Origin of the sequence: Actinophytocola gossypii (assembly GCF_025165815.1) — a bacterium.
Classification (GTDB): Bacteria; Actinomycetota; Actinomycetes; order Mycobacteriales; family Pseudonocardiaceae; genus Actinophytocola; species Actinophytocola gossypii.
Genome location: NZ_JAFFZE010000010.1, coordinates 252,596 through 274,076, shown reverse-complemented (window position 1 = coordinate 274,076; position 21,481 = coordinate 252,596). Strand labels below are relative to the sequence as shown.

Below are 21,481 nucleotides of genomic sequence, written 5' to 3'. Positions count from 1 at the left end.
GACGCGTCAGAGCCAGTCGTGTTCGACGGCGATGCGGACCGCGTCCAGGCGGTTGCGGGCGTCCAGCTTGGTGACCACGGCACCGAGGTAGTTGCGGACCGTGCCACTGCTCAGGTACAGGCGGCGCGCGATCTCGGCGGTGTCGGCGCCGTCCGCGGCGAGCCGCAGCACCTCGACCTCGCGCTCGCTGAGGGGGTTGTCCCGCAGCCTGAGCGCGGCCGCGGCGAGCGCCGGATCGAGCACCCGCTCACCCGCCACGACGGCGCGGATCGAGGGGGCCAGCTCGGTGGGCGCCGCGTCCTTGGCCAGGAACCCGTCGACGCCGGCCGCCATCGCGTTGCGCAGCACGGTCGGCCTGCCCAGCGCGGTCAGCACCAGCACGCGACAGTCCGGCGCCCGCTCCCGCAGCGAGGCCGCGACGGCGATGCCGTCCATGACGGGCAGGTCGACGTCCAGGACCACCACGTCCGGCCGGTGCGCGAGCACGGCCGGCAGCACACCGTCACCGGTGGACACCTCGGCGACCACGTCGAGGTCGGGCTCGTTGTCGAGCAGTGCCGCCACCGCGCCGCGCACCAGGTGCATGTCCTCGGCGAGCAGCACCGAGATCGGCCCGGCCGCGGGCGTCACCTCGTCCTCACCCGGCCAGGGCGGCGGCGATGGTGTCGATGCCGTGGTCCAGGTCGTCCTTGGCGATGACCAGGGGCGGGGCGATGCGCAGGGTGGTGTCGTGGGTCTCCTTGCACAGGACCCCGCGCGCCATCAGGGTCTCGCTCAGCTCGCGGGCCGTCCGCCCGCCGGGGGCGATCTCCACGCCGGCCCACAAACCGCGGCCGCGGACCTCGGCCACCCCGTGCCCGACCAGCTCGCCCAGGCGCGTGTGCAGGTGCGCGCCCAGCGTCCGGGACCGCTCCTGGAACTCGCCGGTCGCCAGCAGCCGGATGACCGCGCGGCCCACCGCGCAGGCCAGCGGGTTGCCGCCGAAGGTGGAGCCGTGCTCACCCGGACGCAGCACACCCAGGACGTCGCGGCGGCCGACCACCGCGGACACCGGCATGATGCCGCCGCCGAGGGCCTTGCCCAGGGTGTACAGGTCGGCGCGGACGCCGTCGTGCTCGGAGGCGAGCAGGGTGCCGGTGCGGGCCAGGCCGGACTGGATCTCGTCGACGATCAGCAGGGTGTTGTTCGCGTCGCACAGCTCGCGGACCTCGCGCAGGTACCCGGCCGGCGGCACCAGCACGCCGGCCTCGCCCTGCACCGGCTCGATCAGGACCGCCGCCGTGCGCGGCGACAGGGCCGCCTCCAGCGCCTGGGCGTCGCCGTACTTGACGACCTGGAAGCCCGGGGTGAACGGGCCGAAGTCGGCGCGGGCGGTGTCGTCGGTGGAGAACGAGACGATCGTCGTGGTGCGGCCGTGGAAGTTCGAGCCGGCGACCACGATCTCCGCCGTGCCGTCGGGCACGCCCTTGACCTGGTACGCCCACTTGCGGGCCACCTTGATCGCGGACTCGACGGCCTCGGCGCCGGAGTTCATCGGCAGCACCATCTCGGTGCCGGTCAGCTCGGCCAGCTCCCGGCAGAACAGGCCCAGCTGGTCGTGGTGGAACGCGCGGCTGGTCAGCGTGAGCCGGCCCAGCTGCGCCACCGCGGCCTCGACCAGCGCCGGGTGGCGGTGGCCGAAGTTGAGCGCCGAGTAGCCGGCCAGGAAGTCGAGGTACCGCTTGCCGTCCACGTCGGTCACCCAGGCTCCGTCGGCCTCGGCGAGGACGACCGGCAACGGGTGGTAGTTGTGCGTGCTCCACGTCTCGTCGAGCGCGATGAGGTCGGCGGCAGTCTTCGACATGTGAACAGGTTAAGCCCAGTCGGCGGCGGTTTCATCCGCGAACCATTGCGCATACCGAGCAATCGTTGCGTGATCCGCCGCCGACCCGGCGAATCGTTGATCAGGCGGTGAGCTTCGGGATGATCTCGTTGCCGTAGGCCGCCAGCGTCTGCTCCTTCGCGTCGTGCATCAGGTAGATGGCGAACTGGTCGACACCCAGCTCGGCCAGCTCGGTGAGGCGGTCGACGTGCGCCGACGCCGGGCCGAGCAGGCAGAACCGGTCGACGATCTCGTCGGGCACGAAGTCGGTCGACGGGTTCCCGGCCTTGCCGTGGTGGGCGTAGTCGTAGCCCTCCCGGCCGCGGATGTAGTCGGTCAGCTCGCGCGGCACCGGGCCGGACTCGCCGTACCTGGCCACCAGGTCCGCCACGTGGTTGCCGACCATCCCGCCGAACCAGCGCAACTGGTCCCGCTGGTGCGCCAGGTCGTCACCGACGTACGCGGGCGCCGCCACGCACATCGTGATCCCGCCCGGGTCACGGCCGGCATCACGGGCCGCCGCCCGCACCGACTCGATCGTCCAGCGGGTGATCGCGGGGTCGGCCGTCTGCAGGATGAAGCCGTCGGCGTGCTCGCCGACCATCCGGAGCGCCTTCGGCCCGTACGCGGCCATCCACACCTCCAGCCGCCCGTCCCGCACCCACGGAATCCGCACCGGCGCCCCGTGGTGGTCGACCTCCCGGCCCTCGGCCAGCTCGCGGATCACGTGCATCGACTCGCGCAGCACCGACAGCGACGCCGGCTTCTGCCCGATGACCCGGCGCGCGGAGTCCCCTCGGCCGATCCCGCACACCGTGCGGTTGCCGAACATGTCGTTGAGCGTGGCGAACAGCGACGCGGTGACCGACCAGTCCCGGGTGGACGGGTTCGTCACCATCGGCCCCACCACCATCGACCGGGTGCTCGCCAGGATCTGCGAGTAGATGACGAACGGCTCCTGCCACAGCACGCACGAGTCGAACGTCCAGCCGTACCGGAAGCCCTGCTCCTCGGCCGAGGTCATCAGCCGCACGACGTCCCGCGCCGGCGGGTCGGTCTGCAGCACCACTCCGAAGTCCATCGTGGACCCTCCTAAACCAGGTACTGCGACAGATCGCGGGACAGGAACTTCCCGTGGCCCTCGCGGCCGTGGAACTCGCCGTCGGCGATCACCACCGAGCCCCGGGACAGCACGGTCTCCACCCGGCCGGTGACCGACATGCCCTCGTACGCCGAGTAGTCGACGTTCATGTGGTGCGTCTCGACCGACAGCGTCTGGGTCGCCGCCGGGTCGTACACCACGATGTCCGCGTCCGCCCCGGGCGCGATCACGCCCTTGCGCCCGTACAGCCCGAACATCCGTGCCGGCGTCGCCGACGCGACCTCCACCCAGCGCGCCAGCGACAGCTCGCCGGCCACCACGCCCTGGTGCAGCAGGTCCATCCGGTGCTCCACGCCGGGCATGCCGTTCGGGATCTTGGAGAAGTCCCCTCGGCCAAGTTCCTTCTGGTCCTTGAAGCAGAACGGGCAGTGATCCGTCGACACCACCGACAGGTCGTTGGTGCGCAGCCCGCGCCACAGGTCGGCCTGGTGGTCCTTGGGCCGCAGCGGCGGCGACGCCACGTACTTCGCGCCCTCGAACTCCGGCTTGGCCAGGTCCTCGATGGACAGGTACAGGTACTGCGGGCAGGTCTCGGCGAACACGTTCTGCCCGGTGTTCCTGGCCTCCGCCACCGCCTCCAGCGCGTGCCGGGCCGACAGGTGCACGATGTAGAGCGGTGCGCCGGTGACCTTCGCCAGCCGGATGGCCCGCGACGTCGCCTCGCCCTCCAGCTCCGGCGGGCGGGTGATGCCGTGCTCGACCGGATCGGTGCGGCCGGACGCGATGGCGTCGGCGACCAGTTCGTCGATCGCGATGCCGTTCTCCGCGTGCATCATGATCATCGAGCCGGTCTCGGTGGCCTTGTTCATCGCGCGCAGGATCTCGCCGTCGGTCGCGTAGAACACGCCGGGGTAGGCCATGAACATCTTGAAGCTGTTCACGCCCGCGTCGATGCAGGACTCCATCTCCTTCAACGACTGCTCGTTGACGTCGGAGACGATCATGTGGAACCCGTAGTCGACCGCGCAGTGCCCGTCGGCCTTCTCGTGCCACTTGTCCAGGGTGGACAGCAGGGAGGTGCCCTTGGCCTGCACCGCGAAGTCGATGATCGTGGTCGTCCCGCCCCACGCCGCCGCGGTGGTGCCGGTGGCGAAGGTGTCCGCCGAGAACGTGCCGCCGAACGGCATCTCCATGTGCGTGTGCGCGTCGATCCCGCCGGGCAGCACGTACCGGCCCTCGGCCTCGATCACCCGGTCCGCGGTGTCGAACAGGCCGGGCGCGGTGACCGCGGCGATCGTCTCGCCGTCGACCAGCACGTCCGCGGCCAGCGCGCCGCCGGCATTGACCACCGTGCCGTTGCGGATGAGCGTGCGCATCGGCCTCACGCCCCGGTCAGCGAGTCGTAGGTGTCCGGGCGGCGGTCGCGGTAGAACTGCCACAGGTCGCGGACCTCGGTCAGCCGGCCCATGTCCAGGTCGCGCACCACGACCTCGTCGTCGGTGTCCGACGCGGCGTCCCCGACCAGCTGCCCGCGCGGGTCGGCGAAGTACGACTGACCATAGAAGTCGTTGTCGCCCAACGGTTCCACCCCGACCCGGTTGATCGCGCCGACGAAGTACTCGTTGGCCACCGCGGCGGCGGGCTGCTCCAGCCGCCACAGGTACTGCGACAGGCCCCGGCTGGTCGCCGACGGGTTGAACACGATCCGCGCGCCGCCCAGCCCGAGCGCCCGCCAGCCCTCCGGGAAGTGCCGCTCGTAGCAGATGTAGACGCCGATCTTGCCGACCGCGGTGTCGAACACCGGGTAGCCGAGGTTGCCCGGCCGGAAGTAGAACTTCTCCCAGAAGCCCTTGACCTGCGGGATGTGGTTCTTGCGGTGCTTGCCGAGGTAGGTGCCGTCCGCGTCGATCACCGCGGCGGTGTTGTAGTAGACCCCCGGCTGCTCCTGCTCGTACATCGGCACCACGAGCACCACGCCGTGCTGGTCGGCCAGCTCGCACATCAGCTGCGTGGTCGGACCGTCCGGGATCTGCTCGGTGTAGGAGTAGTAGTCGGCGTCCTGCACCTGGCAGAAGTACGGGCCGTAGAACAGCTCCTGCAGGCACACCACCTGTGCGCCCTGCGAGGCCGCGGTCGCGATGTGGGCCACGGCGGCCTCGATCATCGACTCCTTGTCGCCCGTCCAGCGCTGCTGGACCAGGCCGGCCCGAATGATTTCCGACATCAGACAACTCCTTCCGCGCGCCGCTCGTGCGACGCGGCCTCGTCGCGCCGGCCCGCGGTCAGCACCAGGTACGCGACGAATGCTGCCACGAATCCGACCATCCAGCTGTAGTCGTAGAGTCCCTTGAGGAACGGGATCAGTCCGTCCACCGGGAACGGTCCGGTCTTCACGCCCTGGGCGTCGACGTTCGAGTACGCGCCGCCGACGGCGAGCAGGGCGCCGATCAGGGTGGCCGCCAGCGCCGGCCAGTGCCAGCCCCCGGTGTACCAGTACCGGCCCCGCTCCTCGTACAGCTCGCGGAGGTCGAGGTGGGTGCGGGCGCGGATCCAGTACCCGGCCGCCAGCACGCCGGCCACCGGGGCGAGCAGCCCGCCGTAGGTGTTGAGCCAGGCGAAGATGTAGATGTCCGGGTCCTCGAACAGCTTCCACGGCAGGATGACCACGCCGATGATGCCGGTGATCAACCCGCCGGCCCGGAAGCTGATCCGCTTCGGGAACGCGTTGGAGAAGTCGTAGGACGGGCTGACGACGTTCGCCGCGAGGTTCGTGGAGACGGTCGCCACGATGACCACGATCAGGCCGAGGAACACGGCGAACGAGCTGTCGAACTGGTTGACCAGGTTCACCGGGTTGAACAGCGCGCTGAGATCGTCGCCCATCTCATCGGCGTAGAGCTCCCTGGCGCTCGAGGTGATGATGATCGACAGGATGGCGATGAAGGCCATGCTGGTCGGCAGGCCGAGGGCCTGGCCGATGGTCTGCTTGCGCTGGCTGGCGGCGAACCGGGAGAAGTCCGGGATGTTCAGCGACAACGTGGCCCAGAACGCGATCATGCCCATCAGCGAGGGGGCGAAGACCTTCCAGAAGTCGGCGCCCCAACCGAGCTGGGACTCCTGGGAGAAGATCGTGCCGATTCCGCCTGCCTCGCCGACGATCCACACCGCCACCGCGACCAGGCTCAGCGCCAGCACCGGCGCGGCCCAGTTCTCGAGCATCTTGACCGCGTTCATTCCACGCCAGATCAGCACCATCTGGGCGGCCCAGAACAGCGCGAAGCACAGCCACAGCGTCCACGGCTTGCCCGCGATCATCCCCGCGTCGACCCAGACCGGCCCGGTCAGCCGGCCGATGATCGAGTACATGGCCGAACCGCCGATCCAGGTCTGCACCCCGAACCAGCCGCAGGCGACCAGGGCACGCAGCAGGGCGGCCAGGTTCGCGCCGCGTATCCCGTAGAAGGCGCGCGAGTACACCGGGTACGGAATGCCGTACTTGGTGCCCGCGTGGCTGTTGAGCAGCATCGGCACCAGCACGATCACGTTGGCGAGGGTGATCGTGAGGAAGGCCTGCAGCCAGTTCATGCCGAGCAGGATCAGCCCGGCCGCCAGCGAGTAGCTGGGCACGCAGAACGCCATGGCCATCCACAGCGCGGTGTAGTTGTAGGTGTTCCACGTGCGAAAGCCGACCGGGACCGGGGCGAGCTCGGCGTTGTAGAAGCGACTGTCGCGTATCGCGGAGTGATCGGGTAGGTCGACCCGTCCGTCCGGATGAGTCGTCATGGTCGTGCTGACAGTGGTCATAGCTACTCCGCCGCTTTCAGCCTGCCGATAGGAGGGCGATCTTGACACCCGGGCATGTTTGAGGGTTGGAAGCCGGGACGGGAGTGTCAGATTGTCAAAAATTCGCGGTGCTTGTGAACAGTCTGCTTCTTGACTCGAACGTCGGAAGCCCTCTAGGCCCAATCCCCCGGGTTGGGCCATTCGAGGTAATTATCCCGCCTGTTTCGGACAAAGCACTTGTGCGGCGCGTGATCTTCGTCAATTGTCGTGCGCCGACCGGGTCGGTGTAGCGCGACGGGTAGGGGACATGGCGAGCAGTCAATTGCCGGGGCTGCGGCTGGCCGACGAGTTCTTCCTGGCCGCGCACGACCACGAAGCGACCCGGATGCGCCCCAGGCTGCAGCCGGTCGTACTGAGCCTCGGGCTGACCGGCGCGCTGCTCACCGAGCTGATGCTGGACGGGCGGGTCGGGCAGACCGACGACTACATCCTCGCCGCCAACCTGCGGGCGGCCCGAACCGGACGACACCGGGCCGACGGCCACGGGTCGGACGAGATCAGCGAGCAGATCACCGAGCGGATCGCCCGCCACCCGGGGCAGCCGGTCTCGGCATGGCTCAGCGAGCTGCGCCACGACGTCACCGACGGCGTGGTCGCCCGGCTGTTCGCCGCCGGGCTGCTGCGGGAGGTCCGGGCGCGACGCTGGTGGGGTGGTTCGAGTATGGAGTACCACGCCGTCGACCCGAACCGGGCGATGGGCCCGGAGGCCCGGATCTTCGGACTGATGCGCAACCGGGGCGCGGACACCAGCCTGAACGCGGTGCTGCTCGCCGGGCTCGTCGACGCCACCGGACTCCGCGAGAAGCTTCCGGCGTGGGACCTCCCCGCGACCGAGGTCAGGACGATGATGTCCCGGCTGCGAGCCGGCCTGCCCGCGCCGCTGCACCACCTGCTCGCGGACGTGGAGACGTCGGTCGGCGCGGCCCTGCTGTCCACCGGCCACCACTGACCCGGGGGCATGGCCGGTCTCGGTGGGGTCGACCCGGCCGTCCGGTTGAGTGCTCTGCGCCATCACGGCATCGTCGTCGTGTCCCGGGGCGGTAAGGCAGTGTCACGGTGTTCGCCGTTGGCGCGGACGGTGGGCACTGTGTCAGTTGCGTCGCGGCCGCACAGCGGGTCGAGGGTGACGGCGACGCCCTGGACGGCGACGTCGATCGCGCGGCGGAGGGCGTCCGGCAGGTCCGGCTCGTGCGCCGCGAGACCGCTCAACGTGGTGCTGACCACCGCGCCGACGAGCGCGCCGACGGTCGCCGAGGCCGTGACCCGGTCGACCTCGGGATAGGCGTCGTGCAGGGCGTCGGCGAGGCGTTGTTGGGCGTCGGCGAACCGGTGCACGGCGCGGGCGCGGAGCGCGGGTACCGAGTTGAGCAGGCGCAGCCGTAGTGGGCCGAACTCGGCGGCGTGCGCCAGCGCGGCCGAGTGGGCCACCGACATCCGCTCGACCGCCCGGACCAGCACGTCGAGCGGCCGCTCGCCGGCCGCGCGTGTGGCCAGCACGCCGAGGGCCGCGTCGATGCCCTCGTCGTTCGAGGCGAAGAAGACGTCGTCCTTGGTGGGGAAGTGGGTGAAGAACGTCCTGGTCGACACCTCGGCGGCGGCCGCGATCGCCGCGACCGAGGTCTCGTCGTACCCCTGCTCGTCGAACAGGCGCATCGCCGCGTCGACCAGCGCTCGACGGGTGCGTTGCTTCTTGCGCTCGCGCAGGCCGGGCTCGGTCATGTGGACAGCCTACTGCAGCGTCTGCATACTTGCAGTGAGTGTAATTAAGCATCAACTGCAACCAAGGAGTGCGTATGGACACGTTCGACGGCAGGACGGTGTTCGTCACCGGCGGGGCTCGCGGGATCGGGCTCGCGATGGCCCGGGCGTTCGCCCGCGAGGGCGCGAAGGTGGCCGTCGCCGACCTCGACGCGGCCGAGCTCGACCGTGCGCGGGCCGAACTCGCCGAACTCACCGAGGTCGCGGCCTTCGAGCTGGACGTGCGGGACCGAACGGCATTCGAGCGCGTCGCCGACGAGGTGGAGAGCCGGCTCGGGCCGGTCTCGGTGCTGTGCAACAACGCCGGCGTCGGCAGCGGGCTCGGCCTGGCCGAGATGACCTACGCGCACTGGGACCTGGTGCTCGGGGTCAACCTCGGCGGCGTCGTCAACGGCGTCCAGACGTTCCTGCCTCGGATGCTCGCCCGCGGCGGGCCGGGCCACGTCGTGAACACCTCGTCCGGCGCCGGGCTGGCGGTCATGGCCGGCACCGAGTTCATGTACCACACGGCGAAGTACGCGGTGGTCGGCATGTCGGAGGCGCTGCGGCTGCTGCTCGAACCACACGGGATCGGGCTCACCGTGCTCTGTCCCGGCCTGGTGGCGACCGGCATCGCGGCCACCAGCCGGGCCAGCGAGCCGGCGGCGGCGCGCACAGCCGAGGAGCAGGTCGCGGTCGACCAGGCCTGGACAGTCCGGGAGACGCTGCTCGGCGAGCTGGGCCTCGACCCGGAGCAGGTCGGCGACCAGGTGCTCGCCGCGATCCGCGCCGACCAGCTCTACCTGCACACCGACCGGATGATGGTCGACGCCATCGCCGCCCGCACCACCGCCCTGCTCGACGCGATGCCCGAGGAGACCGACCACGACCGGGCGGTCGCCGCGGCCATGCGCCGGCATCTCGGTTAGCCGAACGCTTGCCCTTCGATGAAAGCGTCAGGAAAGCGCCGACGGCAGGATCCGTTCCGGCGTCACAGGGAGTGACGCGGGTATGTGACGAAGGGGGACTCATGCGACGTTTTCTCGCCACGGTCGTGGCCTCGGCCGCGGTACTGGTAGGACTCGGCGCTTCCACCACCACCGCGGCGGCGGTGCCATCCGTGCCGCCGACCGTGTCGCCTGCCGTGGCGGCGTCGGCCGACGGCTGGTGCGACTCGTGGAAGAAGCTCTCGGTCGGCAGCTACGTCCTGCACCAGCCGATGATCAAGGCCACGGGCAGCCGGAACTGCCTGCTCGCCGAGGGAGCCTCCGGCAGCGTGGTGCGGATCCTGCAGCTGACGCTCAAGCAGTGCAACTACGCGTCCGGCCTGGTCGTGGACGGGGACTTCGGGCCCAGGACCAAGAAGGCCCTGGCGTACGCGCAGTACAAGCGCGGCGTCGACGACGACGGCGTGTACGGCCCGAACACCCGCAAGGCCCTGCTGTGGCCGGTGTACTACCCGAACGGGGGAACGGTCGGCACCTGCCGGCCCTCGCCGTCCTGATGGGCCACCGCTCGCCGGAAAGCCGGCATCAGGGGACATCCCTGATGTGCGGGCGGACGAACTCTCGTTAGTTTCGCCCGCATGATCAGGTTGTGGCGACGATGAGTGACGTCTCCCGGCGCGTCTTCCTTGCGGGTGCGGCGCGGTCTCGGCCGCCGTGCTGGCCTCCGGGGGCTCCGGCACGAGTGCGGCGGCCGCGGACACGACGTCGGCGGCCGCCGACACCGTGGACGTCGACACCTGGCTGTCGCGCTGCGGGTGAACGGCCGGGTGCACCACCTCCAGCTGGATCCGAGGACCACGCTGCTGGACACCCTGCGGGAACGGTTGGAACTCACCGGCACGAAGAAGGGCTGCGACCGCGGCCAGTGCGGCTTCTGCACGCCCGGACAGATCATGTCCGCCGTGGCCCTGCACCGCGAAGGACTTCCCGCGTCGGACGAGGAGATCCGCGAGCGGATGTCCGGAAACATCTGCCGGTGCGGTGCCTACCCGAACGTCGTCGACGCGGTGCGCCGGGGCGGGGTGCGCTGATGCGGCCGTTCACCTTCACCACCGCGGCCACTGTGGACGAGGCGATCGCGCTGGCCGGCGAGCACGGCACCTACCTCGCGGGCGGCACCACGCTCGTCGACTGATGAAGCTCGAGGTGACGACACCGGGCACGGTCGTGCACGTCGACCAGTTGCCGCTGCGGGAGATCCGAGGTGACGACGGAGGGCCGCACCTGGGTGCCATGGCCAGGATGAGCGAGGTCGCGGCCAACCCACTGGTCACCACCCCCTACCCGGTGATTTCCCAGGCCCTGCTGCGAAGCGCGTCGCCCCAGCTGCGGAACATGGCCAGCATCGGCGGGAACCTGTTGCAGCACACCCGGTGTGGCTACTTCCGCGACGTCACCACGCCGTGCGACAAACGATCCCCCGGCTCCGGCTGCTCCGCCATCGAAGGCCACAACCGGACGCGCGGTCCTCGGCGGCAGCGAGCACTGCGTGGCCACCCACGCTGGACTGAGTCGCGTCGCGCCCGACCCGCCGGTGGCTCAGAGCTGGTTCAGCAGCCAGCGGGGGCCGGTGACCTCCGCACCCTCCGCGCGGACCCGGGCCTTCAGCGCCCGGTCCGCGGTGACCACCAGGCACGGCACGCCCGGCTCCCGGGTGGCCTCCGCGACGGTGGCCACGATCTGGTCGTCGCCATCGCCGGGTGCGGCGACGACGCGGACGGACGTGTCGCCGGCGCCGATGTCCCTGGCCCTGCCCTCGACGACCAGCACCCGCTCCGGATAGGCCACGTCGAACGGGGCCATCCCGGTCAGGCCGTCGATCGCGGCGATCTCGTCGCGCAGGCGGGCGGCGGCGCCGGCCCGGTCGCGCCACCAGCCGTCCGCCCGCGAACCCATCACGTTGGCCACGTCCACCACCAGCACCGGGCGGCGCAGAACCGGCCGCAGCCGGGGCCACGCGGCGGCGAACGGCGGGAACAGGTCGTGGTCGGCCACCGCGTCGACCGGCACCCACGCGGCGTCCTTCGACTCCCACGACGCGGGCTCGACCACGAGCAGCGACGGCACCGTCGCCAGCACCGTGTCGTAGGACCAGCCGCCGTGGTCCTCGCGCATCACGCCGTGCACGGTCACCTCGGCGGTGTCCAGCGTGGACTCCTCGGCGGTCTCCCGCAGCGCCGCGTCCACCGACGGTTCGTCCCGGTCACGCGCGCCGCCGAAGATGCCCCAGGTGCCGCCGCCGATGGTCAGCTTGGCCCGGTGCTGCAACAGCACGTGCCCGTCGGCGTACGGCAGCAGGCCCGCGGCGCCGTAACGGCCCCAGTGCGTGTGGCCCTGTCCACACCGGACAAGCCGGTCGCCGCTCCTCATCGTGCTCCGATCTCGTTCACCAGCAGGGCCACGTGCAGGGACAGCACCGACTCCGGGTCGTCCAGGGAGACGCCGAGGACCTGCTCGATCCGCGCCAGCTGCTGGTAGTACGCCGTCCGCGACATGTGGGCCGCCGCGGCGGCCGCCGACTTGTTGCCGCCGTGCTCGCAGAAGTGGCGCAGCGCGTCGACCAGGCGGCTCGCGTGCGCCGTGTCCCGCGCCAGCAGCGGGCCCAGCTCGCGCTCCGCGAACGCCGTCACCCGGTCGTCGTCCGCCAGCAGGTGCAGCAGACCGCGCAGCCGCACGTCGTCGAGGCGGTGGTAGGGCCGGGCGTCCGGGAACCGGGACGCGGCCTTCGCCACGTGTGCGGCCTCCACCAGGCTCCGGCGCGCGTCGGGCACCGCCTGGACGGTCGTGCCCACCGCCACCACCACCGGCGGGCCGGCGGACGCGGCCTGGTGCAGTTCCTTGGCCAGCCTGCGCACCACCGACGTCGCGTCCGCCTGCGGGGTCAGCGACAGCAGCGCGCGCACCGAGATGTCGTCGACCACCCCGACCAGCGCCGCCACCCGTGCCCTCCGCGCGGCCAGCGCGGTCGCCTCGGCGAGGTCGCGCAGCACCTCCTGGGTGGCCATCGTCGGTGACGACGTCACCGTGCTCGGGCGCACCGACACCCCGACCAGCTGACGGCGGTACAGCGGCACGCCGAGCGCGTCGGCCCGCGCGGTCAGGTCCGCCGGCGGCGTCGGCGACGCCAGCAGCTCGGTCAGCAGCGTGCGGTGCGCGTGTCGCTCCAGGCCCTCCCGGTCGCGGGCCACCAGCCGGTGCACGGCCAGCGCGGACGCCGCCCGCTCGGCGATCACCACCACGCGGTGCGCCGGCTCGTGCGGGGTCACCAGCACCAGCCTGCCCCAGTCGTTGCCGCGCGCGCCGACCACGGTGACCAGCCAGCCCGGGCCGGCGTGGTAACTGGTCCGCGTCGCGCCGGCGACCGCACGCGAGCGCGCCGCCCAGTCGGCCACCAGCTCCGCGGGGTCCGCGCCGGCCGCGTCGTAGGCCAGCACGTCGTGCCCGAGGGTCTCCAGCACGACCGGCAGCCCGGACGTCCTGGCCACCTCGCGCAGCACCTCCGACGGCTCCGCGCCAGCCACGGTCAGCGCGGTGAACGTCTCGTGCACCCGCTCCGCAGCGCGCAGCTCCGCCACCTGCGCCTCGACGATCAACCCGACGACCGCCTCGGTGACCGCGACGAACCGGGTCTCCCGGGACAGCGTGACCAGCGGGAGCCCGTGCCGGTCGGCCGCCGCGAGCAGCGCGGGCGGCAGTGTGTGGCTCCAGTGCCGGACCAGCTCCACGACCAGGCCGACGACCCCCGCCCCGGCCAGCTCGTCGACGTAGGTGGCCAGCGCGTCCGCGTCGTCGGGCAGGGCGATCCCGGTGGTCAGCACCAGCTCGCCGCCGCGCAACAGCGGCGCGATGTCGGCGATCTCGGCGACGTGCACCCAGCGCACCCGTCGGTCGAGGCCGCCCGCGCCGGCGACCACGGTGGCCACACCCTGCCGGATCACCGGCAGCGCGAGCACGTCCGCGACGGTCGGGTACATAGTGTGCACAGCCTACGGCCGCGCCGATACACACTGTCCATGGCGCGCCGGCAGCCGCGCGGCCACACTCGGGGGCATGGCCGAACCGCCCCTCGTCGAACGACACCGCGCCGTCATGCCGTCCTGGCTCGCCCTCTACTACGACGAACCGCTGGAGATCGTGCACGGGCACGGCCGGCGGGTCACCGACTCGACCGGCCGGACCTACCTCGACTTCTTCGCCGGGATCCTGACCAACGCGATCGGCTACGACGTCGCGGAGATCAGCGACGCGGTGCGCAAGCAGCTCGACAGCGGCATCCTGCACACCTCGACGCTGTACCTGATCCGCGCCCAGGTCGAGCTGGCCGAGCGGATCGCGAAGCTGTCCGGGATCCCGGACGCGAAGGTGTTCTTCACCAACTCCGGCACCGAGGCCAACGAGACCGCGCTGATGCTCGCCACCCAGTACCGGCGCAGCAACCAGGTGCTGGCCCTGCGCAACTCCTACCACGGCCGCGCGTTCGCCACGATCGGCGTGACCGGCAACCGCGGCTGGTCGGCGTCGTCGCTGTCGCCGGTCAAGGTGTCCTACGTGCACGGCGGGTACCGGTACCGGAGCCCGTTCGGACACCTGTCCGACGCCGACTACATCGCCGCGTGCACCGACGACCTGCGCGACGTCCTGCACACCGGCACCTCCGGCGACGTCGCCTGCATGATCGCCGAGCCGATCCAGGGCGTCGGCGGGTTCGCCGTGCCGCCGGACGGGCTGTTCACCAGCTTCGCGCAGGTTCTCGCCGAGCACGGGATCCTGCTCGTCTCCGACGAGGTGCAGACCGGCTGGGGCCGCACCGGCGAGCACTTCTGGGGCATCCAGGCACACGACGTGACCCCGGACATGATGACCTTCGCCAAGGGGCTGGGCAACGGGCTCGCGATCGGCGGCGTGGTGGCCCGCGGCGACGTGATGGACTGCCTCGGCGCGAACTCGATCTCCACGTTCGGCGGCAACCCGGTGGCCACGGTCGGCGCCGGTGCGGTGCTCGACTACGTGCTCGACCACGACCTGATGGCGAACGCGGCGACTCTCGGTTCGGCGCTGCTCGGCGGCCTCCGGAAGATCGCCGAACGGCACCCGGTGGTCGGTGACGTGCGCGGCAAGGGCCTGATGGTGGGTGTCGAGCTCGTCGAGCCGGGTACGACCACGCCGGCACCGGCCGCCGCGACCGCCGTCCTCGAGGAGACCCGGCGGCGTGGCCTGCTCGTCGGCAAGGGCGGGCTGCACAACAACGTCATCCGCCTGGCGCCGCCGATGACGTTGACGGCCGAGGAACTGGACGAGGCGCTGGACATTCTCGCCGCGGCGATCGCCGTGGCGGACGGGGAGCGGTGATGGCGCGGATCAGCCACTGGATCGACGGCAAGACCTGGTCAGGGGTCACCCAGCGGAGTGGCGACGTGTACGACCCGGCGACCGGTGCGGTCACCGGGCAGGTCGACCTGGCCGCACAGTCCGAGGTGGACGAGGCGGTCGCCGCGGCGGAACGCGCCTTCCCGGCGTGGCGGGACACCTCGCTGGCCGCCCGGTCGCGGGTGCTGTTCGCGTTCCGGGAGCTGCTGAACGAGCACAAGGACGAGCTGGCCGCGATCGTCACCGCCGAGCACGGCAAGGTGCTCGACGACGCGGCGGGCGAGGTGCAGCGGGCGATCGAGAACGTCGAGTTCGCGTGCGGGATCCCGGCGCTGCTCAAGGGCGGCTTCTCGGAGAACGCGTCGACCAGGGTGGACGTGTACTCGATCCGGCAGCCGCTCGGCGTGGTCGGGGTGATCTCGCCGTTCAACTTCCCGGCGATGGTGCCGCTGTGGTTCGTGCCGAACGCGATCGCGTGCGGGAACACGGTGGTGCTCAAGCCGAGCGAGAAGGACCCGTCGGCGGCGAACTTCGTGGCCGGGCTGTGGGCGCGCGCCGGGCTGCCGGACGGGGTGCTGAACGTGCTGCACGGCGACAAGGTCGCGGTCGACGGGTTGCTCACCCACCCGACCGTGCGCGGGATCTCGTTCGTCGGGTCGACGCCGGTCGCCCGGTACGTCTACGAGACCGGCACCAGCCACGGCAAGCGGGTGCAGGCGCTCGGTGGGGCGAAGAACCACATGGTCGTGCTGCCCGACGCCGACCTCGACCTGGCGGCCGACGCGGCGGTGTCGGCCGGGTTCGGGTCGGCGGGGGAGCGGTGCATGGCCGTGTCCGTGGTGGTCGCGGTCGACCCGGTAGGCGACGAGTTGGTCGACAAGGTGCGTGCCCGGATGGGTGACCTCCGCGTGGGTGACGGCCGCCGGCCCGGGTGCCAGATGGGTCCGCTGGTCAGCGCCGCGCACCGGGACAAGGTGGCGTCCTACCTCGACGCCGGGGTCCGGGCCGGCGCGTCCCTGGTCGTCGACGGCCGCGGCCACGAGGTCGACGGCGATGCCGACGGCTTCTGGCTCGGCCCGACCCTGTTCGACCGGGTGGAGCCCGGGATGTCCCTGTACACCGACGAGATCTTCGGGCCGGTGTTGTCCGTGGTGCGCGCACCGAGCTACGACGCGGCGGTCGAGCTGGTGAACGGCAACCCGTACGGCAACGGCACGGCGATCTTCACCAACGACGGCGGTGCCGCGCGACGGTTCCAGCACGAGGTCGAGGTGGGCATGGTCGGGGTGAACGTGCCGATCCCGGTGCCGGTCGGCTACTACTCGTTCGGGGGATGGAAGGACTCCCTGTTCGGGGACACCCACGCCTACGGCCCGGACGGGATCCACTTCTACACCAGGACGAAGGTCGTCACCGGCCGCTGGCTCGACCCGTCCCACGGCGGGGTGAACCTGGGCTTCCCACGCAACGACTGACGCGCCGGAGCGGCCGGCCGGGGTGTGAGGCTGCGGGGATCACGACGTAGGGTGCCCCTCGGGAGATCCACAGAGGGGGAACACCATGCCTGATTCGACGGCCTATTCGATGTCGGACGCCCGCCGCGCCGAGGCCGAGGACGCACCGTACGCGGAGGTCGACGAGCTGGAGTCGGCCAGGCCGCCCCGGCACGCACCCCCGCGCCCGGCCCGGCGCCGAGGCCGCCCGACCGGGGACACCCACGAGGATCGCTGAGCCCGGGCGGCCGAGGGCCCGCACAGGAAGTTCTCGGACAACCCTGTGGTGCTTCACAGCTGATTCCCAGCCTGCCCCCGCAATGTGAGGGCATGAACGAGAACCACCTGCCGCCAGTGCCCCCGCAAAGCCCCGCCTCGACCCCACCGCCGGTTCCGCCGGGGAATCCGGGGCAGTCACAGCCGTCTCCGTGGCGCCCACCCGCGCAACCACAGCATGTGCCGGCGCAAGCGCCGGGACCGACGGGATCGCGGGCGTCGGAGTCGGGGCAGTCGCCTCAGTCTCCGTGGCATCCGCCAGCGCAACCGCATCCATCGCCGGAAGTGCGGGCGCCGGAGCCGGGGCAGCCGGTCCAGTCGCCGCAGCCGCCGCAGTCTCACTCGCCGCGGGTGCCACTGCATCAGCAGCCACCGCAGCCGCCGGTGGCGTTGCGGGCGCCGAAGTCGGCGGGTCGGTTCCGGCGGAGCACGGTCGCCCTCGTCGCCGCGGTCACGCTCGCCGCCGGGGGGATCGGGGGGTCGGTGGGGGCGCTCGTCGGCGGGGACGACAGCTCGAGCACGGCCGCTCCGGCCGCGAACGCCTCCGCCAGCGCACCGACCGACATCAGCTCCGTCGTCGCCAAGGTGCGGGACAGCGTCGTGCGGATCGACACCGCCAGCTCGTCCGCCCAGGGGTTCGGCTCCGGTGTCATCGTCGACGGCGACGGGCGCGTCCTCACCAACAACCACGTCGTCGCGGGGGCCGAGCAGATCCGGGTGACGCTCGCGGACGGACGTACCGCGGCGGCGACCGTTCTCGACGCCGACCCGGACGCCGATCTCGCGGTCCTGCGGCTCGAGGGCGTCGACGACCTCACCCCGGCCCCGCTCGGCGACTCCGACGACGTGCACGTCGGCGACCAGGTCATCGCGATCGGCTCGCCCGGCGGGCTGGACGGCACCGTCACCACCGGCATCGTCAGCGCGCTCGACCGCGAGGTCACCGTGCCGAGCGAGCAGCGCACCTCGCCGTGGCAGGGCCAGGACGCGGGCACCAACACCTACCGCGCCATCCAGACCGACGCCTCGATCAACCAGGGCAACTCCGGTGGTCCGCTGTTCAACTCCGCCGGCGAGGTCATCGGCATCAACTCGGCGATCTACTCACCGCTCTCCGGCCCGGACGGGTCAGCCGGCAGCGTCGGCATCGGGTTCGCCATCCCGAGCAACGACGCGCAGCAGTTGCTCGACCAGCTGTGACCCGCCGACCGTGACGCTCGCCCGGCGAGCCTCGGCCATCGCCTCGGTGGCGCGGGTGAGCAGCCACGACGCCCGCCGCACCCGGACCCGCAGCCGCCGCGCCGCCACCAGCAGCGCGGCGGCGCAGGCGACGAACACGACGCTAAGGACGGCGAGCAGCACGGTGCAACCTCACCTCCGCTCGGACGCCGGCGTCGGCGAGACTCCGCCGCACCCGGCCGATCAGGCGACGGTGCACGACATCCCGCAGCAGCCGGGGGGTGAGCGCGGTGAGGGGCCTGGTCAGCGCGCTCTCCCGGTGCGCCAGCTCGAACAGGTTCAGCAGCTCCACCGTGATCAGGTGCCGTGCGCCCGTACCGAACGTCCCGGACAGCTCCGGCGGCAGTGCGTCCAGTCGCTCGGCCACCTCGTCGGCCCGGACGCCCAGCGCATCCACCTCGGACCGCAGCCGCAGCACCTCCCGCACCGCGAACGCCAGCACCCCGAAGCCGACAACCACCAGAACCAGACCGACGACCGCCATACCCGCACCTTAAGGTGCTGGAGTGACCAACTCTTTCCTACGGCTGCAGGCCAGGACCCAGCGGTTCACCCTCGGCACCCCGCGCGGCTTCCAGGTCTCCCCGGACGGCGAGCGGGTGCTGTTCCTCCGCTCCGCCTCCGGTGAGGACCGCCAACACATCCTGTGGCGGCTCGACCTCGCCACCGGGCAGGAGACGCGGCTCGGCGACCCGGCCCGGCTGCTCGACGGGAGCGCGGGCGACGAGGAGTTGCCGCCGGAGGAGCGTGCCCGCCGCGAACGCAGCCGCGAGCAGGGCGGCGGTGTCGTCGGCAACGCCACCGACGCGGCCGTGCGGATCGCCGCGTTCGCGCTGTCCGGGCGGCTCTTCGTCGCCGACGCGGTCACCGGCGACGCCCGCGAACTGCCCACCGCACCCGGCGTGATCGACCCGCGCCCCGACCCGACCGGCACGCACGTGGCGTACGTCTCCCAGGACGCGCTGCGCGTGGTCGGCGTCGACGGCACCGGCGACCGCGCGCTCGCCGAGCCGGACGGGCCGGACCGGGCGTGCGGGGTCGCCGAGTTCATCGCCGCGGAGGAGATGGGCCGCGCTCGCGGGTACTGGTGGTCGCCGGACGGAGAACGGCTGCTCGTCGCGGTCACCGACCGCCGGCCGGTCCGCCGGTGGCACATCGCCGACCCGGCGAACCCCGAGGCCGCGCCGAACGTCGTCGCCTACCCGGCCGCCGGCACCGACAACGTCGAGGTCCGGCTGGTGCTCGTCGGCCTGGACGGCACGCGCGTCGACGTCGACCTGGAGACCGACGTCCTGCCGTACCTGGTCACCGTGCACTGGTCGACGGGCGGCCCGCCGCTCGTCCTGCTCCAGTCCCGCGACCAGCGCCGCACCCAGATCCGCTCGGTCGACCCGGACACCGGCGCCACCGAACTGCTCGCCGAGCACACCGACGAGCGCTGGGTGGAGATCGTCCCCGGCGTGCCGGCGTGGACGCCGGACGGGCGGCTCGTCCACGTGTCCACTTCGGAGGGTGTGAACCGGGTCGTGGTGGACGGCAAGGAGATCACGCCGCCCGACCTGCACGTACGAGCCGTGCTCGACGTCGCCGACGACGTGCTGTGCACCGCGTCCGAGCAGGACCCGACCCAGGTGCACGTCTACCGCGCCGGAGACACCGTCACCCGGATGTCCACATCGGACGGTGTGCACGGCGCGGCCAGGGCGGGCGAGGTGACCGTGCTGTCCTCGTGGTCGCTTCAGCACTCGGGCCCGGTCGTGCGGGTGCTGCGCGGTGACACCGAGGTCGCGCGGGTCGACTCGCACGCCGTCGACCCCGGCGTGGTCCCGAACCTGCACCTGTTCACCCTCGGCGAGCGCCGGCTGCGCGCAGCGGTCGTCTACCCGACCGGGCACGTGCCGGGCAGTGGGAAGCTCCCCGTGCTGCTCGACCCCTACGGCGGCCCGCACGCGCAGCGCGTGCTCGCCAGCCGCAACGCCTACCTGGGCCCGCAGTGGCTCGCCGACCAGGGCTTCGCCGTGCTGATCGCCGACGGGCGCGGCACGCCGGGCCGGGGTACCGACTGGGAGCGGGCGATCGCGTTCGACTTCGCCGGCGTCACCCTCGACGACCAGGTCGACGCCCTGCACGCGGCGGCCGAGGAACACCCGGACCTCGACCTGTCCACAGTGGCCATCCGAGGCTGGTCCTACGGCGGGTACCTGTCCGCGCTCGCCGTGCTGCGCCGCCCGGACGTGTTCCACGCGGCGATCGCCGGCGCGCCGGTCACCGACTGGCGGCTCTACGACACCCACTACACCGAGCGCTACCTCGGTCATCCCAACGAGCACCCGGACGTCTACACCCGCAACTCGCTGATCGACGACGCGCCGAACCTGCGGCGCCCGCTGCTGATCATCCACGGGCTCGCCGACGACAACGTCGTGGTGGCGCACTCGGTCCGGCTGTCGGCCGCGCTGGTCGCCGCCGGCCGACCGCACGCGCTGCTGCCGCTGCCCGGCGTCACCCACATGACCCCGCAGGACGACGAAGTGGCGGAGAACTTCATGCTGATGCAGGTCGAATGGCTGCGCGACGCTCTGGGGGTGGCGAAGTGAACCGCTGGGGCATCACCCTTCCGCTGACCGGCGTGCCGTTGGCCGCGCACCGTGACCTGGTGCGTGAGCTGCCCGACCTCGGCTTCACCGACGTGTGGTCCGCCGAGACCGCCGGCACCGACGCGTTCACCCCGCTCGCGCTGGCCGCCGAGTGGGCGCCTGGCCTGCGCCTGGGCACCGCGATCGCGCCGGTCTACACCCGGGGGCCCGGGCTGCTGGCGATGCAGGCGGCGACCATCGCGGAGCTGGCACCGGGCAAGTTCGTGCTCGGCGTCGGCACCTCGACGCCGGCGATCGTGACCGGGTGGAACGCGGTGCCGTTCGAGGAGCCGTACGCACGCGCCCGCGACACCCTGCGGTTCCTGCGCGCCGCCCTCGTCGGCGACAAGGTCACCGAGACCTACCCGACGTTCGCGGTGTCCAAGTTCCGCCTGGAGCGCCCGCCGACCCCACCACCGCCGATCCTGCTCGCGGCGCTGCGTCCCGGGATGCTCCGGCTCGCCGCCCGCGAGGCCGACGGCGCGATCACCAACTGGCTCGCCCCGACCGACGTGCCGACGGTCCGTGCCGAGCTGGGATCCGACCGCGAGCTGGTGGCCCGGATCTTCGTGTGCCCGACCGAGGACGCCGACGCCGCCCGCGGCCTTGGCCGCCTGCTGATCAGCAGCTACCTGACCGTGCCGGTGTACCGGGCGTTCCACGAGTGGCTCGGCCGCGGCGACGCGCTGGCGCCGATGCACGAGGCGTGGGCGGCGGGCGACCGCGCGGCGGCCAACGAGGCGATCCCGGACTCGGTGGTGGACGAGCTGGTCGTGCACGGGCCGGTCGAGCACTGCCGGGAGCGCGTCGCCGCGTACGTCGAGTCCGGACTGGACACGCCGGTGATCTCCGTGCTGCCCACCGGCGCCGATCCGCTGGACGTGGTGCGGTCGCTGGCACCCTGAGGCCCGGCCGTATTC

General features: G+C 71.9%; 21 protein-coding genes and 1 pseudogene. 11 read left to right on the top strand and 11 right to left on the bottom strand.

Annotated features, from left to right (window positions below):
• Positions 1 to 6: 6 nt before the first annotated feature.
• From JT362_RS12485 to JT362_RS12460, 6 genes are all read right to left on the bottom strand, one after another.
• Positions 7 to 630 (bottom strand): response regulator transcription factor, encoded by a 624-nt coding sequence (locus JT362_RS12485; protein ID WP_260191297.1) that lies wholly within the window; start codon positions 628 to 630, stop codon positions 7 to 9.
• 7 nt (positions 631 to 637) lie between these two features.
• Complete coding sequence (gene rocD, locus JT362_RS12480) at positions 638 to 1,843, bottom strand: ornithine--oxo-acid transaminase (RefSeq protein WP_260191296.1); 1,206 nt, start codon at positions 1,841 to 1,843, stop codon at positions 638 to 640.
• 100 nt (positions 1,844 to 1,943) lie between these two features.
• Positions 1,944 to 2,942: a TIGR03842 family LLM class F420-dependent oxidoreductase gene (locus tag JT362_RS12475; RefSeq protein WP_260191295.1), complete on the bottom strand. Its 999-nt coding sequence runs from the start codon at positions 2,940 to 2,942 to the stop codon at positions 1,944 to 1,946.
• An 11-nt stretch (positions 2,943 to 2,953) separates the two neighbouring features.
• A complete protein-coding gene (gene hydA / locus JT362_RS12470) occupies positions 2,954 to 4,339 on the bottom strand; it encodes a dihydropyrimidinase (protein ID WP_260191294.1) in 1,386 nt (461 codons plus the stop codon).
• 5 nt (positions 4,340 to 4,344) lie between these two features.
• Positions 4,345 to 5,187 (bottom strand): nitrilase-related carbon-nitrogen hydrolase, encoded by an 843-nt coding sequence (locus JT362_RS12465; protein WP_260191293.1) that lies wholly within the window; start codon positions 5,185 to 5,187, stop codon positions 4,345 to 4,347.
• Entirely contained in the window at positions 5,187 to 6,767 is a 1,581-nt protein-coding gene (locus tag JT362_RS12460; protein WP_260191292.1) for an NCS1 family nucleobase:cation symporter-1, read from the bottom strand. The genes JT362_RS12465 and JT362_RS12460 overlap by 1 nt, the downstream gene beginning before the upstream one ends.
• A gap of 286 nt (positions 6,768 to 7,053) precedes the next feature.
• Between JT362_RS12460 and JT362_RS12455 the strand changes: the two genes are divergently transcribed.
• Positions 7,054 to 7,755 carry a GOLPH3/VPS74 family protein gene (locus JT362_RS12455; protein WP_260191291.1) on the top strand — a complete coding sequence of 234 codons (702 nt, stop codon included), beginning with the start codon at positions 7,054 to 7,056 and terminating at the stop codon, positions 7,753 to 7,755.
• A gap of 62 nt (positions 7,756 to 7,817) precedes the next feature.
• On the opposite strand, the gene JT362_RS12450 is transcribed toward JT362_RS12455, so the two are convergent.
• On the bottom strand, positions 7,818 to 8,525 hold the full coding sequence (locus JT362_RS12450) for a TetR/AcrR family transcriptional regulator (RefSeq protein WP_260191290.1): 708 nt from the start codon (positions 8,523 to 8,525) through the stop codon (positions 7,818 to 7,820).
• 74 nt (positions 8,526 to 8,599) lie between these two features.
• Here JT362_RS12450 and JT362_RS12445 point away from each other — a divergent pair, with 74 nt between their 5' ends.
• The 4 genes and pseudogenes from JT362_RS12445 to JT362_RS35580 all read left to right on the top strand — a co-directional run.
• A complete protein-coding gene (locus JT362_RS12445) occupies positions 8,600 to 9,472 on the top strand; it encodes an SDR family NAD(P)-dependent oxidoreductase (RefSeq protein WP_260191289.1) in 873 nt (290 codons plus the stop codon).
• Positions 9,473 to 9,573: 101 nt separating this feature from the next.
• Entirely contained in the window at positions 9,574 to 10,047 is a 474-nt protein-coding gene (locus JT362_RS12440) for a peptidoglycan-binding domain-containing protein (protein ID WP_260191288.1), read from the top strand.
• A gap of 270 nt (positions 10,048 to 10,317) precedes the next feature.
• On the top strand, positions 10,318 to 10,581 hold the full coding sequence (locus JT362_RS12435; protein WP_375546482.1) for a (2Fe-2S)-binding protein: 264 nt from the start codon (positions 10,318 to 10,320) through the stop codon (positions 10,579 to 10,581).
• A gap of 103 nt (positions 10,582 to 10,684) precedes the next feature.
• A pseudogene (locus JT362_RS35580) lies at positions 10,685 to 10,864 on the top strand (FAD binding domain-containing protein); the annotation flags it as partial.
• A gap of 225 nt (positions 10,865 to 11,089) precedes the next feature.
• Here the strand turns inward: JT362_RS35580 and JT362_RS12425 are convergent.
• Together JT362_RS12425 and JT362_RS12420 are read right to left on the bottom strand one after the other, a co-directional pair.
• The gene (locus tag JT362_RS12425) at positions 11,090 to 11,920 is read right to left on the bottom strand and encodes an NUDIX domain-containing protein (protein WP_260191287.1); all 831 of its coding nucleotides are present in this window, start codon (positions 11,918 to 11,920) and stop codon (positions 11,090 to 11,092) included.
• Positions 11,917 to 13,524, bottom strand: a complete 1,608-nt coding sequence (locus tag JT362_RS12420; RefSeq protein ID WP_260191285.1) for a PucR family transcriptional regulator — start codon at positions 13,522 to 13,524, stop codon at positions 11,917 to 11,919. The genes JT362_RS12425 and JT362_RS12420 overlap by 4 nt, the downstream gene beginning before the upstream one ends.
• 76 nt (positions 13,525 to 13,600) lie before the next feature.
• Here JT362_RS12420 and JT362_RS12415 point away from each other — a divergent pair, with 76 nt between their 5' ends.
• The 4 genes from JT362_RS12415 to JT362_RS12400 all read left to right on the top strand — a co-directional run bounded on the left by JT362_RS12415 (position 13,601) and on the right by JT362_RS12400 (position 17,886).
• On the top strand, positions 13,601 to 14,899 hold the full coding sequence (locus JT362_RS12415; RefSeq protein WP_260191284.1) for an aspartate aminotransferase family protein: 1,299 nt from the start codon (positions 13,601 to 13,603) through the stop codon (positions 14,897 to 14,899).
• Complete coding sequence (locus JT362_RS12410) at positions 14,896 to 16,392, top strand: CoA-acylating methylmalonate-semialdehyde dehydrogenase (RefSeq protein ID WP_311202695.1); 1,497 nt, start codon at positions 14,896 to 14,898, stop codon at positions 16,390 to 16,392. Before JT362_RS12415 ends, JT362_RS12410 begins: the two co-directional genes overlap by 4 nt.
• Positions 16,393 to 16,477: 85 nt before the next feature.
• A complete protein-coding gene (locus JT362_RS12405) occupies positions 16,478 to 16,648 on the top strand; it encodes a hypothetical protein (protein ID WP_260191282.1) in 171 nt (56 codons plus the stop codon).
• A 389-nt stretch (positions 16,649 to 17,037) separates the two neighbouring features.
• A complete protein-coding gene (locus tag JT362_RS12400; RefSeq protein WP_260191281.1) occupies positions 17,038 to 17,886 on the top strand; it encodes a S1C family serine protease in 849 nt (282 codons plus the stop codon).
• Here the strand turns inward: JT362_RS12400 and JT362_RS12395 are convergent.
• The gene (locus tag JT362_RS12395) at positions 17,815 to 18,048 is read right to left on the bottom strand and encodes a hypothetical protein (RefSeq protein WP_260191280.1); all 234 of its coding nucleotides are present in this window, start codon (positions 18,046 to 18,048) and stop codon (positions 17,815 to 17,817) included. The two genes, JT362_RS12400 and JT362_RS12395, sit on opposite strands and share 72 nt — an antisense overlap.
• Positions 18,029 to 18,409 carry a hypothetical protein gene (locus JT362_RS12390; RefSeq protein ID WP_260191279.1) on the bottom strand — a complete coding sequence of 127 codons (381 nt, stop codon included), beginning with the start codon at positions 18,407 to 18,409 and terminating at the stop codon, positions 18,029 to 18,031. Before JT362_RS12390 ends, JT362_RS12395 begins: the two co-directional genes overlap by 20 nt.
• A 22-nt stretch (positions 18,410 to 18,431) precedes the next feature.
• Between JT362_RS12390 and JT362_RS12385 the strand changes: the two genes are divergently transcribed.
• Together JT362_RS12385 and JT362_RS12380 are read left to right on the top strand one after the other, a co-directional pair.
• Complete coding sequence (locus JT362_RS12385) at positions 18,432 to 20,522, top strand: S9 family peptidase (RefSeq protein ID WP_260191278.1); 2,091 nt, start codon at positions 18,432 to 18,434, stop codon at positions 20,520 to 20,522.
• A complete protein-coding gene (locus JT362_RS12380) occupies positions 20,519 to 21,466 on the top strand; it encodes an LLM class F420-dependent oxidoreductase (RefSeq protein ID WP_260191277.1) in 948 nt (315 codons plus the stop codon). Before JT362_RS12385 ends, JT362_RS12380 begins: the two co-directional genes overlap by 4 nt.
• The last annotated feature ends 15 nt before the right edge of the window (positions 21,467 to 21,481 follow it).